This is a genomic window from Streptomyces sp. NPDC046909 (genome assembly GCF_040644695.1).
Classification (GTDB): Bacteria; Actinomycetota; Actinomycetes; order Streptomycetales; family Streptomycetaceae; genus Streptomyces.
Genome location: NZ_JBEYXC010000003.1, coordinates 774796 through 787952, shown reverse-complemented (window position 1 = coordinate 787952; position 13157 = coordinate 774796). Strand labels below are relative to the sequence as shown.

Here is a 13157-nt window from a genome sequence, read left to right as displayed (position 1 = left end):
CCGGAGACACCAGCATGACCGACACCGCCCCCGAGCGGGTCAACGGGCACACCGCACCCGCCGTTGACCTGCTCAAGCTCGCCCCCGAAGACGCCCTGCCGACCGAGGGCGCCGTGCCCATGCCCGCCGCCGAGGCCGTGTCCACCGTGGTAGACATCGCCCGCCCGGGCCGCCGCCGAGTGCGCATCGACCACCTGCGCCGCATCGTCGTCGAGGCCCGCGAACACGACACCTACCGCGTCATCGTCCGGCACGGCTCGTACCTGGTCGGGGGCGCCCGCATCCTCACGCGCCGCGCCTGGGACGCCCGTACCACCGCCCGCCACGAACGGTTCATGCGCGCCGCCGAGGCCGCCGGGCAAGAGGACGTGGCCCGCGACTGGGAACAGCGCGCCTACATCTTCCGGCAGTCCCGCCACCGCCGCCGTATGGAGCTCCTCCAGCTCGCCATCAACGCCCCGAAAGCCCTGTTCATGGGGGGCGTCGCCGGAACCGGCGCCCTGCTGATGATCGGCATCATGCTCGCGTGGGCCAACCACGACGTCCATGACGTCATCACCCCGCTCGCCGCGACCGTCTCCTTCGTCGCCTGGCTCGCCTTCCTCGCCGGAGTCATCTGGGACCCGCTCCTGACCGCCCTGCCCTGGCTCGCCCTCGCCGGGTTGTGGGCCGTCGGCCGGCACCGGCAGACCGCCCCCACCTGGGCGCTCCCTGTCGGCGGCGACGGCCGGGACGTCATCCCCGACGAGGGCGCCATCATCCGCGCCCTCGGCAACCTCGGCATCGCACCGCTGAACAAGGCCATCAAGGACGGGTGGCAGCCCCGTTGGGAGCAGCCCACCACCCGCTCCGGGAACGGCTGGCACACACAGTTGCAGCTGCCCATGGGCGTCACCGTCGAGATGATCTGCGGGAAGAAGTCCGTCCTCGCCCACAACCTGCTGCGCAAGCCCGTCGAGGTGTGGCCGACCGAGCCCCCGAAACAGCCCGGCGTCCTCGACCTGTGGGTCGCCGACCAAGGCTCACTGTCCGGCGCCGTACCGCCCTGGCCCCTCCTCACCGAGGGCACCACCGACTACTTCAAGGGCGTACCCGTCGCCGTCTCCCAGCGCGGCGACGCCATCATCGGCAAGCTCATGGCCGCCAACTACATGGTCGGCGGCATCATGGGCTCCGGGAAGTCCTCGCTTGTCATCGCCCTGCTGCTGGGGGCGATCCTCGACCCGCTCGTCATCGTCGAGGCCTACGTCATGGCCTACAACACCGACTACGACCCGCTCAAGCCGCGCCTGCGGACCCTGGTCAAGGGCGACGACGACGAGGACATCAAGGCCGCCCTCGACGCCCTGCGCGCCCTCCGAGACGAGGTCACCCTCCGCGGCAAGTTGCTGGAGGAACTCGGCGACGGCGCGACGAAGGTGACGCGGGAGCTGGCGCTGAAGGACCCGCGGATGCGGCCGAAGGTCGTCGTCTTCGACGAGTGCCACGAGCTGTTCATGCACAAGGACTACGGCAAGGAGGCCGCCGAGCTGGCCATCAAGGTGATGAAGAAGGCCCGTAAGACGGCCATCACCCTGGTGTGGGTCACCGTGTCCCCGACCGCGGACAGCCTGCCGCGCGACGTTACCCGCAACACCTCCCACCGGGTGGCGTTCGCGGTCGGCGACCACGTCGCGAACGACGGCCTGCTCGGCTCCGGCAAGCACAAGGCCGGCGTCACCGCGACCACGCTGATCCCCGGCGAGGACGTCGGCACGGCCGTGACCGTCGGGTTCAGCGCCAAGCCGTTCGAGGTGGTCCGCGCCCACTACGTGGCCCGTGACCCGGACAAGGGCATCGACGAGGTGACCCCGGTCGTCGAGCGGGCGATGACGGTGTACGAGGGCGGTGTCGAGATCCCCGTCACGGCCACGTTCACGCCCGTCGACGAGCTCGCCGACATCCTCGCCGTCCTCGGCGACGAGGCCCGCGTGCGGACGCAGGACGTTCTGTACCGCCTCCAGGACCGCAACGACGTCCACTACGGCGGCTGGACGTTCGGCGACCTGAAGAGCGCCCTGGAGCCCTATGGGGCGGCGCCGTACAAGTCGAACGGGGTGCAGGTTGTCGCCCGCGATCGTGTCCAGGACGCCGTTCTGGAGCGCCTCGCGGAGGACGAGGAGGACTTCGACGACGAGTAGGGAGGCGCCCGATTCTCGGGGAGTTCTCCCTGACCGCCTCCCTGCTATGCCTCCCTGTACATGACCTGCACGAATGGCCATTCAGGGAGGCCAGGGAGGACGGGGAGGCGCACCCCGGGGAAACGGGAAACGGGCACTTCGGCCTCCCCCGCCGCGCTTCCCTCCCCGAACGATTTGCGGATTTCGTACCGGTGGCGCAGAGTGCCCCGCCATGAAGACAACGCACGTCGCCTTTCAGGGCGGCACGAAGGACGGCTCCACCGCCGACTACGACAACCTCGACGCGGAGTCGAACCTCCTCTTCGACGCGGCGTTTGAGCCCGAGGAGCTGTACGAGCGGACCACGGAGACCGTGGTCGTGGACGGCATAGAGCGCGTCGTCTACCGGCTCAAGGTGTAACGACCGACCCGTTGTCCGGCCCCCTGCATGGTCACCGCGACCGCGCAGGGGCCGGCGTGACTCCGCACCCGCGCTACTCCGCGTCTACGTCGCGCAGCTCCGTCTGGAACTCCAGGTCTGTCCGCCCACGAAGGTGTTGCTCTACGGCCTCGCGGACGTCGCCCGGAAGCGACACCGATACCGCCCTGAGAGCATCGGGGGCGTCCGGCGTGTAGATCTCCACCGGACCAAGTGGCCCCGGGTCCAGGCTGCCCAGCAGTAGGCGAGCCTCGTCGAGGCGATCCCTGCGCACGCTCATCGAGACCCATGTCCGCACAGCCATGACTGCCTCCTCGCGGAGTGATCTTTCTCCAGGTTCGCCCCGGGGTCGTAGTGCCGCGCGTTGATGGCCGGCCGGGTCAGTGCTCCCACGTGCCCGGGCCGCCGCCGCGCCACTCGATCCAGCCCGCGCCGGCGACGTCGAGTTCGTCGATGCCTTGCAGGCCGGCTGTCTCCAGGAACGCCACGACGTCCCGCAGCCGGAACGCCCGGCCGAGGATGGTCCCGTCGACACGGACACGACGGCCGCCTTCTTCGTCCGGCGGGTACACGATCACAGCGGGCATGAGGCCAGAGTGACGCACGGCACCGACAGTGGCACCCCGGAGGCGGCGGCGCGCGCCTCAATCCGGCTGCGAGACGTGTGCCAAGCGCGTGCCATCTACCGGGTAAACCCGCAGGTCACAGCCAACACACCGCATCATCTATGCGGTTGGAGGTCACTCTCTCGGGGTCACAGCACGGACACACCACCCACGCGCCGCCTTCACGCGGCGCATGATGCCCTCTCTGACCCGCACGACCCTGGGGGGACCATGCGCACCCGCACTGCCATCGCCGTCGCGCTGCTGCTCGGCACCGCTTCTACCGCTTGCGCCAGTAGTAGCGAGCCCGAGACCATCCGCGTCACCGTCACGCAGACCGTGACCGCCACACCGAGCGCCGAGGCTGATGCAGACGCAAGCAGCGGCGTTCTCAAGATGGGTGCCGAGAAGGACGTCATCGATGCCGAAAGCAACCTCCACGCCACCGTGCAAGCCCTCGAATACCAGCAGCCCTACAAGGGCCCGCAGCCTCAACCCCCGGAGGACTTCCAGGGCGGCGACACTTGGGCCACTGCCGAAGTCAAGGTCTGCAACAAGAAGGGCGACAACCTCAGCGTCAGCCAGTTCCCCTGGTCGCTGGCTTACAAGGACGGCACCAGCATCGAGGTGACCGGCTCCTCCGGCGGTGACATGCCGAAGCCGGAGTATCCGATGGACAAGACCCTCACGCCCGGACGCTGCGCCCGCGGCCTCATCGCCTTTCCCGTGCCTGGCGGCAAGAGGCCCGAGCGTCTCGTGTACGAGCCGGAGGGCGGCGAGCCCACCGAGTGGGCGATCCCGAAGGCATAGCCCGAGCCCTCAGCGCGGCCGCACTGTCCGCTGCACCCTGCTGATCACGTTCTGCGCGTCGGCCCCGTACACCGCGGACTCCCCCAGGGTGTGCCACACCTTCGAGTAGGTGGCCACGCTGTCCGCGTCGTCCAGCCAGATCTCCGCATGCCAGTCCTCGGCGATCACGAGCCGGTCGTCGAGGATCCAGAACCCGTTCGCCGCCGGGATCTTCAACGACGCCCCGAGCGGGACGACACCGAGCTCCACCGTGTCCATCCCGACCATGCCCGCGAGCCGGTCAAGCTGCGCGGCGAGAACCGCAGGCGAGCAGACCAGGGCATGGAGCGCCGCCTCCCACACCAGCGCATGGAACGTGTGGCCGCCCTGGTGCAGCCACTGCTGGCGCAGAATGCGGGTGCGGACGGCCTCCTCGGTGTCCCTCACGGAGCCGTACAGGTCGGCGTAGCGCAGGAACATCGCGCGGGCGTAGTCGGCGGTCTGGAGCATGCCGGGGATGACGGACTCCTCCCAGGCGTAGATGGTGCGGGAGCGGTCGACCTCAAGGTTCCACACGTCCTGCACCGGACGATGGCCGGCGGCGAGCTGGCGACGCCAGGAGCGGATGTGCGACTCGAAGCCCTTGAGACGCGCGTCGAGTTCGGCGAACACGTCGGGCTGGCCCGCGGCCGCGGCCCACACGCGCAGGTCGTCCGAAGTGGCGGTCTGACGGCCGTTCTCCAGCTTGTAGACCTTCGAGTGGGGCCAGCCGAGGCGGGCGGCGAGTTGGGGGCCGGTGAGCCGTCCTGCGGGCCCGGTCAGCCGAAGGTCGCGAAGGCGCGCACCGAGGGCTTCCCGGGCCTGCTGGTAGTCCGTGCTCACTGGCGGCTCGTCAGGTCGTGCGCAGGCCGGCGGCGAACTCGCCGCACGGAATGGCCCCGTGCGTGGCGACGTCCCGCAACTGGCAGTAGCGCAGCACCTCCGCCGGCTCGGTGATGATCTCGACGTCGTGGAACACGTCCTCGTCGTCGAAGTTGAGGCGGGCGACGAGCCGACTGTCGAAGATCCAGAAGTCCTCTGCGGGCAGCAGACGCGCCTCGGCGTCGCTGCGGGGCAGGACGCGGATGTCTTCGCCGGCCGCGGTGTTGCGCGGGGAGTCGGCGAGGAGGAACAGCTGGCCCTCGGTCGGCGGCTCGTCGACGATCCGGACGCGGCCGATGGTCTTCCCGGCGAGGACCTGGCGGCGGATGTTCTGCGACCAGTCGTCGTCGTAGTCCAGGGTGATGGAGCCCGTCTCGACGAACTCCGCGTACGTCGGGTCCTCGCGGTCCGAGGCGTAGCCGCGGCGGGTCTCCAGCCGCCAGGCCGTGTGCTCGAAGGTATGGAAGAGCTGGCCGAACGCGTCCAGGTCGATGATCTCCGGCACGCGGTGCAGCTCCTTGGGGCCGTGGTTCACGAGCAGTTCGGCCGGTACGACGACCGCCACGTCGTCGGGTCCGAAGTGCTGGAGGCGGGCGAGGTCGTCGGGGTCGGTGACCGGCGGGCCCTGGACGATGATCTCGCCGGTTTCGGTGTCGGTGTGGAGCGCTGGGCAGCCGCCGTTCTTGCTGTCCGTGCCGGTGAAGATGAGCCGTCGTGCCACGGTGCCTCCCTCGGTGTGGGATTGGTCGCCATCAGCATCGCCACGGCGGTCGTGCCGATCTACTGCCCGAGGGCCGCCGTTTGCGACCATACGAGAACATCTGGGCAAGCCACGAGAACATTCGAGAACATTGCCTGGAGGCTGTCAACAGGCGCTCCCTACCGTCCCGTTCATGACCTCTGCACCCGAAATGCAAGACGCGGCCAGCGTTGACCCGTTCACGGCGGTGGAGTCCCTGCGCGCCGCGCTCGACCGTGCCGGCATCGTCTTTCCGTCGCTCGCCGTCGACCCTCAAGGCACCCCTCGGGTTCGCCTCGTCGAACTCGGCCGCGTCCGCCCGGACGTCGCCATGCGCCTGGCCGACGCCCTTCAGCGGGGGCAGGCAGCATGAGCGGCACCAGGGGAGAGGCTCCCATCGCGTCAAGAGCCGCGGCCTGCCCGGAGGATCGGGACCCCCTGGACATCGAGACGATGCGCGAGGTCGTGGACCGTCTCCTCGACCCCGACGCCGTACCGGAGACGCTCCCGCCGGCCCCCGACGAGATCGAGACCCTCACCCTCCAGCTGCGCGGACACCTCGAACTCCTCCTCCCCGAGGTCGAGGAGACCGCGGACCGGCTGCCCCGGTCGAGCGTCCCGCGGTACTGCGCCCTGGCGTGTGCCGGCGAGGCCCGCGAGAGACTCCGTACCGGACCGAGCTCTAGGTTCGGTGGGCCCCCCGGGCACGCCCGGCGCCTCGCCCGCACCCTCAACGCCCTGCTCGACCACTGGGAGGCCCTCACAGGGGGCACGCCATGACCGCGCTCCCGCCGGTGTGCCGCCACTGCGACGAGCCGATCACCGACCCGGACGACGCCCTCTACATCGGACACGAGCCGGGCAACTCCGGCCCCGGCTGGGACATCTGGGCACACCGCGCGCACGCCGATCTACTCGGCCCCGACCCCGTCGCTATCCACGCGCTGGCCCGCGTCCTGGTCGCACGCGCCCTGGGCGCCGGTTCCTGAGCTCCCGCCCGCTCCGAGCACCCCAGGCGATTAAGGGGCGGGCGGGTCAGGCAGGCCCCGGCCGGCCATCGCATCCCGGCCGGGGCCGCTCCATGACAGGTCCGCCGCCCTGGCGGCCCCTCACCTTCGAATCGAAGGTGAAATAACGTTCACGCCTTCGACTTATCCGCATCGGGCGGTTGTCAGTGCCATGTCGTACGCTGCGGCCAAATCCATCCGTGCTCGCTGGCTGCTTGCGCTGGATACCCCGATGCCCCGCCGATGGACAGCACCACCGGCGGGGCATCGCGCCTGCCTACCGAGCGCCAGCAGCTCGTTCCCGCTCGGCCTGCTCGAACACCGTCTCCCCGCGCGGCCGCTTACGGCGCTCAGCGGCAGCCTGCTCGCGAGCGGAGTGAAGGTCGACCGGAATGGAGTCACTGGAGACGACCCTCATGCGGATGACCGTGGTCGACGGCTCCGAGGGCTCTCGGTAGACGGTGCGGACTTTGATGATCTGCGATTCGGACATGGTTTCTCACCTTCGGCTTGAGCGAGTGATTCACTTCGCCGAGCCGTGCCTGACCATGCCTCGCCTAGCCACGTCCATGCCATGTACGAGGCCGAAGGTAGCACGCCCCGGACATGACTGCGCCCGGCCGCCGTAAGAGCAGCCGGGCACAATTCCACACGCGGTGAATTCAGGCTGCGGGCGCCCCTGCCTCACCCCGAGCACGCAGCGCGTACCAAGCCGCAGTCTGCATCCCCGCCGGCTTGGCCGACGGCCGCGGGTCCGACAGCCGCGCCGCATGCAGGGCGGCCGTTGCGGTCACCTCGACCTCGACCTCCTCCGGCTCCGGTCGGCCCAACGCGCGAGCCGCATGCCGCTCCGCCGGCGTCGCCCGCCTGCTCCTCGTCAGCCGCTCCATCACGCTTCCTCCAGCGCCGGAATCGCAGGCAGCGTCTCCAGCGCCTGATAGATGTGGTGCGCGCCCATCGCAGGCTTCACGCCGTTGATGCTGCTCAGCCCCACCGCAGACCCGTGCGCCGCCTGGTCGTACAGCAGCGACGCGGTCACGACATCCTGAAGCGCGGCCCGCGCGTCCTCGATCGCCCGCAGATACCGGCGCACCCCGTACTCGTAGGCCTCCCCGTACTGCTGCCGCGCCGCCTTCGACGTCGCCGCCGCTGTGTCGTAGACCTCGTTCAGCGAGTCCCGAACCTTGTCGTTGGCCTCCTTCATCGCCACGTAGTTGTTCGCGTTCTTCCCGGACGACTCCTGCTCCGCGCGGGCCGCGGCCTGAAGCTTTTCCAGCGCCTTCACCAGCTTCGGCGGCATGACGTTCAGGTCACGCGGCAGTGCGAAGTTGTGGGCGCGGTCGCCGGCGACGACGAACGAGCAGGGCGTCCCCTTGGTGTCGAGCATGTGCTTTCTCCTCTGTGGGTGCCGCGAGGTGAGCACTGCGCCCGCCCTCGCTGGTGGTTGGTCAGGCGGCCGACGGGCCGTCGTCGTTGTCGCGGCCGAGGCGGCCGAGGACCGCCCTGCGGAAGCGGTCCGGGCCCTCCGGCACCGGCTCCCGTTCCGGAACCGCGCGGGCTGCAACCCGCACCGCCCAGCCGACCGTGCCCGGGCGGGACGCCGCGCGCGCCTCCTCGATGTCCTGCGGGTCCGGTTCCTGACCCATCGCCCGCGCGGCCATCACTCGCTGCCACGCACTCGGCTGCTTCTCTGCCATCGTTCGTCTCCTTCGGGATCAGTCGAGGCTGTCGGGAACGTCAGGCAGCACGTCGCGCAACGCCGACCGCACCACCCCGAACTGCTTGTGCACCCGGCTCTCCAGACCGGTCGTCGACTCGTAGCGGAAGACCGGCTTGCCCGGACGGGTCGCGTGCCACAACAGGGCCGCACGATCGGCGTCGGCGAGCGCATCAAGGGCCTCCCGCAGCCGGGCATGGGCCACGCCCACCGCCTCCTCGAACGCCGCGGCGGCACTGTCCCTGATGGCCGACGAGGACGCGGCACTGACGCCGGCGTAGTCGACGAGCGCCTGCTCGGCCTCCGTACGAGCCGTCCCGGCCCGCTCGTTCGCCTCGGCCCACGCCGCGCCCTTCGCGCTCGCCAGGGCCTGCTCGGCCTCGGCGAGTCCGGCCCGCTTGCCCACAAGGTCGTGCAGGCTCTGCCGCACCGGGGCGGGCAGATGCTGGTCTTCGAGGTTGATGGTGAGCGGGGTGCTCATCTTCCGCAGAATGGACAGTTCGATCTTCGACACGCGTACCTCCGGTTCAGGCGCCGGACGGCGCCAAGCTGGTGTTGTCGTAAGGGGATTGAGCGAGGTTGAAGAGCTTCCGGGCGGGCCGTGCAGCGAGACCCCGACGGCGAGCAGCAGCGAGATCCGCACGCCGCCGCTTGTCCTCCTCGGCCTTACGGCGCGCGGCCGCGATCCGGGCCGCTATCTGCTGCTCCACATACGAGGTCACGACCGGGCCCCCCTCGCTGCCCGCAGGCCCCTGGCGATCGCCCGCGCAGTGAGCTGCTCGACCTTCCTGGCCGAGGCACCCGGCGGCACCGTCACCGTCACCCGCCAACGGTCGCCCTCGACCGCCACAGCAGGCGTCGGCGTCAACCGCCGCTCCACCTCGTCCAACTCGGCGAGCAGGCCAGGCCAGTCCTTGGAGTCCTGCTCCCAGATGCGGCGGATCCGCTCGACCTCGGCCGCGAACACCGGGTCCCTCCGCCACTGGGCCACGGTGCCCGGCGAGACGCCCGCCGCCTCGGCCGCCGCTCGCTGGGACCGTCCGGCCGCGAGCCACAGCACCGCAGACGCCTTATCCCGGGGGTGTGTAGTGCTCATCTCAGGGTTCCTCCTCAAGGTCGGTGAAGCGGCCCACCCGGGCCATCGACAGTCGGCAGATACGGCCGGCCCCGAGGACACGCCCGAGTACCGCGCTGCGGCGGAAGCGGCCCGGGCGGACGGCCGTAGAACTCGGGCAGCGACCAGTCCGCGAAGAAGTGGTAGCGGCGCCACGCGGTCGTAAGGGAGAGCCCGAGCTCACCGGCGGCCTGGCGGAAGGTGAAGCCCTTCCCGAGCACCAGCTCGTAGACCTCGAACCCCTGCTGCGCCTTCACCCCGAAGTCCAGACGCAACCGCGGATATGGGCCACCCCGTTGGGACGGCCATCGCAACGGAGAAGGTGAAACGGATTCCGCAGAGACCCGACCCATGGAAGGTCCGTTTCCGAGCGAACCCATGGAAGGTGCTTCGGTCACGTCGGAGTCCTTTCGATGTTCAGCCGCCAGGCGGCGGCCGGGAGTCAGTGGCGGCCGGGTCGGCTGCGGGCGTCCCGGAACCAGGAGGCGAGTAGGGCGGCCTGTTCCCAGCCGAGGCGCTCGTAGATGGCTTCCGCCGTGTCGCGGTAGGGGCTCGGGGCGGGGAGGCCGTAGACGAAGCCGCGGACCGCCGTCGCTACGAAGGTGGCGCGCTCCCAGCCGTGCTCGGCTATCAGGGCCTCGGCGACATCCCGGTAGCACTCGGAATCGTCGTGGTCCGCCGTCGTGGTGTCCGGCATGCCAACCTCCTGCTGCTCCTGGTCGGCCCGGTGACGCTGTGTGGTGTCGGACCTTCAGCTGTCGGACCCGGAAGGTCCGACAGAGGGTCTCGATGCGACCTGCGGGTTCGCGCGTATCGCGACTCTCATCTGAAGCGTTTTGTCTAGTTATGCCTGTTATTAGGGCGAGGGACTGTCGGACCACGGGGTCCGACAGGTCCGACGGTCCGACAACACGCCCCGTCATCACGACTGCTCCGGAGCCGCTGCACCAGCAGCCAGCAAGCCGCCGCCCAACTGCACAAGCCACCCCTGCTCGCTGCCGTACTGAAGCGCCGCGGACCACAACGAATCCGTCGCCCCCGACGCCCGGTACTTGTCTCGATCGGCCGTCTTGATGCAGCTGCGGTTCACGTCGCGCACAGGGGTCTCGCCGCCGTGCCGGGTGAGGTAGCGGTGGGCCCGCTTGGCGACGTTCTCGACGGACGGGTGCACGCCGTTCATGACCTCGTACACCGCAGCCTGGGACTCCACAGCCGTCTGGACGGCCTCCGCGCGCCGCGCGTCCAACTCGGCCTGCGTGCGCCGCTTCGCCGCCTCCGTGACGCGGTCACGAACCTTGCAGGAGGTCCGCCACATCACGCCGGCCATATCCCAGTCCTCGTCCGTGACCCTGGTGCGCCCGTGCAGCAGGGCGAGGAGGGCGGCGCACTTCAGCCGCCAGAGCGGTTCGTGTGTGTTGAGCGGGGCCTCGACACCGCGCCCGAACGAGATCTCCAGCGCGAGTTCGTCGAGCTCCTCCGTGACGTGCTCGGGAACGGAGATGGTGACATTCCGCAGCCCGGACACCCATGTCGTAACGGGTGTCTCCCCGCCGTCTCTCGTGGCGACCATGACGGGCCCGGTCGTCGCCGGCCGCTGCTTCGGGGTGTCGGGCCCGAGGGTGGCGTGTGCCCAGGCGAGGCGCTGGGGGAGGCCGATGGAGCCCATCTCCAGCAGCTTTGCTGCGGGTTCTTCCTGCACGCCGAGCGACATCGACAGGGTGTAGGCGTCCTCCGGTAGCGCCCGGCGGCGCTCGACCTCGGCGTTGGAGGTGCCCTGGCGTTCGCTCATCCATGCCTTGCACAGGACGGCGTTCAACGTGGCCGCGGCGGACATCTGCGCCATGCCGTCGAGGACGCTGCCCTCCGTGGCCAGCGCGTAGCCGCGGGTCCTCTTCTGCACGAGGACCTTCTTCTTCCCGTTGTCGTCCTCGGGGTCGGCCTCCAGTTCCAGGTAGGCGGCGATGATGCCCTGTCCGGTGGAGATGTCGATGTACGCGATGTCGACGGCCGGGAAGGGGGTGAGTTCGCGGGCGGTCTTCTCCGCCTGTCCCTTGCCTGCGCCAGAGGGGCCGAACAGTCCGCAGTACCAACCGAGGGTTGCGGGCTGGTGGATGCCGCTGTCGACGCGGACGGTGGGGTCGGCCATGGCTGCCGTACGAGCGAGGCTGGCGTGAATGACTGCGTCGGGCGAGGTGCGCCGCGCGCGGGCCATCTGCTGGATCTGTCCGAGGGTGGGGGTGGCGTTCCAGAAGGTCTCAGGAAGCCGGTCCTCGGGAGCGTCAGGCGTCTCGTCCGTGCCCTCCGGCGGTTCATCCTGCGGCCCATCCCACGGGTCTTCGGTGGGAGCCTGCGGGCTCGTGCCGGTGCGCTCGCCGTCGTCGAGGCACCGACGCTTCACCTCCGCGAGGACGGGCGCAGGGAGTCGGCCAGCGTGACCGCGCGCCGCTTTCCCAGCAGCGGCACGCATGATGTCGCGCGCGGCCTCCGAGGTGTTCCCGCCGTAGTGAAGGTGGGCGTAGAGGGTGCCGACCGTGAGCTTCTGCCCCCGGGGGAGCGCGCCGACGGGGAGGTCTGAGCGCTCGGACCAGTTCACCGCCACGTGGTCGTTGTGCTTAAGGCTGTAGGCACTGCTCGGGGCGTCGCCGCCAGCGGTGGGGCGCAGCCACTGATGCCACTCTCCGGACTGCCCGGCGTACGTCCAGCCCTCAGGTTCGAGGATGTCGCGGAACTCCAGCATGTCGGCGAAGACGTCGAGGGGGCCGTCACCACTGTGGAGTCCGGAGGGACGCTCGCGCCGCGGCGGCGGGATCGGGTTACCCGTGCGCTGCGCCTTGCGGGCCTGCTTCTCGGCCTCGGCCTCGGCAACTGCCTCTTGCGCCGCGGGGAGCAGCTCGGCGACCACCGCGTTCAGTTCGGCGAGGCCGTACACAACCCCGCTGCCAGGCAGCATCCCGGTTGCCCGTTCCGGGCAATCCGCTTTTCGGTTGACTGTGCCGGGAAGCTTCATGAGGCGGTCGAGGTTGCTGACCCCGCTGTCCCACGACCAGCCGTACCGGTATGCCTGCGCCTCAAGGATCGTCTGGAGCCCGGTCGTGAGTTCCTTGACTCGGGCCCGGTCGTCCTCGTCGCCGATGATGTACGCCTCGGCCAGCAGCCAGACGCCGTTGAGCCCACCGCCCGACTTCGCATACCCCGTCGGCTCCGGCAGTCCCGACTCGGCGTAGACCTTGTGCGCCGCCTCGGCGTTCGGGGGTGCGTCCAGGTCGTCGAGGCCGGGCTTGTGTCCGATCGTGCCGTAGTCGCCGTCAGCCCACAGGTGAGTCAGGCAGTAAGCGTCGGCCTCCCCGCCGCGCCCCTTGGGCGGGCGCTCGCGCAGGGTGGTGCTCTGGTAGTAGATCCCCTGAGGCTTGCGACGGTCGAGGGTGACGGCATAGCGCACCGCAGCCGCGATGCCGTCCTCCGTCGTGGGGAAGAAGTCGTATTCGAGCTTCTTGCCAAAGCTGGCTACGACGCTGAGTTGCCCGTCCGCGTGGGCGAACGCGGTGTCGAACCACGCCCGGATCGTCTCCGGGTCCGCGGTCAACGGAGGCTGCTGGTCGTTCACTCGTCGCGCTCCGGGGGCCATGCCGCATTCCCCACCCGAAGGCGGGAGCAGCGGCGGGAAAGT

Annotated in this window: 19 protein-coding genes; 6 read left to right on the top strand and 13 right to left on the bottom strand. The window is 69.9% G+C overall.

Annotation, left to right across the window (positions count from 1 at the left end; all coding sequences use genetic code 11):
* Positions 1-14 precede the first annotated feature (14 nt).
* Positions 15-2180 (top strand): cell division protein FtsK, encoded by a 2166-nt coding sequence (locus ABZ928_RS12430; protein WP_361517387.1) that lies wholly within the window; start codon positions 15-17, stop codon positions 2178-2180.
* A gap of 211 nt (positions 2181-2391) precedes the next feature.
* Positions 2392-2580, top strand: a complete 189-nt coding sequence (locus ABZ928_RS12425) for a hypothetical protein (RefSeq protein ID WP_361517385.1) — start codon at positions 2392-2394, stop codon at positions 2578-2580.
* 73 nt (positions 2581-2653) lie between these two features.
* On the opposite strand, the gene ABZ928_RS12420 is transcribed toward ABZ928_RS12425, so the two are convergent.
* Positions 2654-2902: a hypothetical protein gene (locus ABZ928_RS12420; RefSeq protein WP_361517384.1), complete on the bottom strand. Its 249-nt coding sequence runs from the start codon at positions 2900-2902 to the stop codon at positions 2654-2656.
* Between the two features lie 76 nt (positions 2903-2978).
* Positions 2979-3185, bottom strand: coding sequence for a hypothetical protein (locus ABZ928_RS12415; protein ID WP_361517382.1), 207 nt, complete (start codon positions 3183-3185; stop codon positions 2979-2981).
* Between the two features lie 249 nt (positions 3186-3434).
* Here ABZ928_RS12415 and ABZ928_RS12410 point away from each other — a divergent pair, with 249 nt between their 5' ends.
* Positions 3435-4013 (top strand): DUF4352 domain-containing protein, encoded by a 579-nt coding sequence (locus ABZ928_RS12410; RefSeq protein ID WP_361517381.1) that lies wholly within the window; start codon positions 3435-3437, stop codon positions 4011-4013.
* A gap of 9 nt (positions 4014-4022) precedes the next feature.
* Here the strand turns inward: ABZ928_RS12410 and ABZ928_RS12405 are convergent, their stop codons facing one another.
* Both ABZ928_RS12405 and ABZ928_RS12400 read right to left on the bottom strand, forming a co-directional pair.
* Positions 4023-4874 carry a helix-turn-helix transcriptional regulator gene (locus ABZ928_RS12405; RefSeq protein ID WP_361517379.1) on the bottom strand — a complete coding sequence of 284 codons (852 nt, stop codon included), beginning with the start codon at positions 4872-4874 and terminating at the stop codon, positions 4023-4025.
* A gap of 10 nt (positions 4875-4884) precedes the next feature.
* Positions 4885-5634: a DUF6879 family protein gene (locus ABZ928_RS12400; protein ID WP_361517378.1), complete on the bottom strand. Its 750-nt coding sequence runs from the start codon at positions 5632-5634 to the stop codon at positions 4885-4887.
* Positions 5635-5806: 172 nt separating this feature from the next.
* On the opposite strand from ABZ928_RS12400, the gene ABZ928_RS12395 reads away from it, so the two are divergent.
* The 3 genes from ABZ928_RS12395 to ABZ928_RS12385 are packed head-to-tail and all read left to right on the top strand — an operon-like array spanning position 5807 to position 6641.
* Positions 5807-6025: a hypothetical protein gene (locus ABZ928_RS12395; protein ID WP_361517376.1), complete on the top strand. Its 219-nt coding sequence runs from the start codon at positions 5807-5809 to the stop codon at positions 6023-6025.
* Positions 6022-6432, top strand: a complete 411-nt coding sequence (locus tag ABZ928_RS12390) for a DUF6415 family natural product biosynthesis protein (protein WP_361517374.1) — start codon at positions 6022-6024, stop codon at positions 6430-6432. The genes ABZ928_RS12395 and ABZ928_RS12390 overlap by 4 nt, the downstream gene beginning before the upstream one ends.
* Positions 6429-6641: a hypothetical protein gene (locus tag ABZ928_RS12385; RefSeq protein WP_361517372.1), complete on the top strand. Its 213-nt coding sequence runs from the start codon at positions 6429-6431 to the stop codon at positions 6639-6641. Before ABZ928_RS12390 ends, ABZ928_RS12385 begins: the two co-directional genes overlap by 4 nt.
* Before the next feature lie 295 nt (positions 6642-6936).
* Here the strand turns inward: ABZ928_RS12385 and ABZ928_RS12380 are convergent, their stop codons facing one another.
* The 9 genes from ABZ928_RS12380 to ABZ928_RS12340 form a co-directional block, all read right to left on the bottom strand.
* Positions 6937-7152 (bottom strand): hypothetical protein, encoded by a 216-nt coding sequence (locus ABZ928_RS12380; protein ID WP_361517370.1) that lies wholly within the window; start codon positions 7150-7152, stop codon positions 6937-6939.
* Positions 7153-7548: 396 nt separating this feature from the next.
* Complete coding sequence (locus ABZ928_RS12375; RefSeq protein WP_361517368.1) at positions 7549-8046, bottom strand: hypothetical protein; 498 nt, start codon at positions 8044-8046, stop codon at positions 7549-7551.
* A gap of 61 nt (positions 8047-8107) precedes the next feature.
* On the bottom strand, positions 8108-8356 hold the full coding sequence (locus tag ABZ928_RS12370; protein ID WP_361517366.1) for a hypothetical protein: 249 nt from the start codon (positions 8354-8356) through the stop codon (positions 8108-8110).
* 18 nt (positions 8357-8374) lie between these two features.
* A complete protein-coding gene (locus tag ABZ928_RS12365) occupies positions 8375-8890 on the bottom strand; it encodes a hypothetical protein (protein WP_361517364.1) in 516 nt (171 codons plus the stop codon).
* Positions 8891-8903: 13 nt separating this feature from the next.
* Positions 8904-9098, bottom strand: coding sequence for a hypothetical protein (locus ABZ928_RS12360; RefSeq protein ID WP_361517362.1), 195 nt, complete (start codon positions 9096-9098; stop codon positions 8904-8906).
* Positions 9095-9472: a helix-turn-helix domain-containing protein gene (locus tag ABZ928_RS12355; protein ID WP_361517360.1), complete on the bottom strand. Its 378-nt coding sequence runs from the start codon at positions 9470-9472 to the stop codon at positions 9095-9097. The genes ABZ928_RS12360 and ABZ928_RS12355 overlap by 4 nt, the downstream gene beginning before the upstream one ends.
* A 14-nt stretch (positions 9473-9486) precedes the next feature.
* Entirely contained in the window at positions 9487-9747 is a 261-nt protein-coding gene (locus tag ABZ928_RS12350) for a hypothetical protein (protein WP_361517358.1), read from the bottom strand.
* A gap of 185 nt (positions 9748-9932) precedes the next feature.
* Positions 9933-10187 carry a hypothetical protein gene (locus tag ABZ928_RS12345; RefSeq protein ID WP_361517356.1) on the bottom strand — a complete coding sequence of 85 codons (255 nt, stop codon included), beginning with the start codon at positions 10185-10187 and terminating at the stop codon, positions 9933-9935.
* Between the two features lie 225 nt (positions 10188-10412).
* Complete coding sequence (locus tag ABZ928_RS12340) at positions 10413-13115, bottom strand: hypothetical protein (protein ID WP_361517354.1); 2703 nt, start codon at positions 13113-13115, stop codon at positions 10413-10415.
* Positions 13116-13157 lie beyond the last annotated feature (42 nt).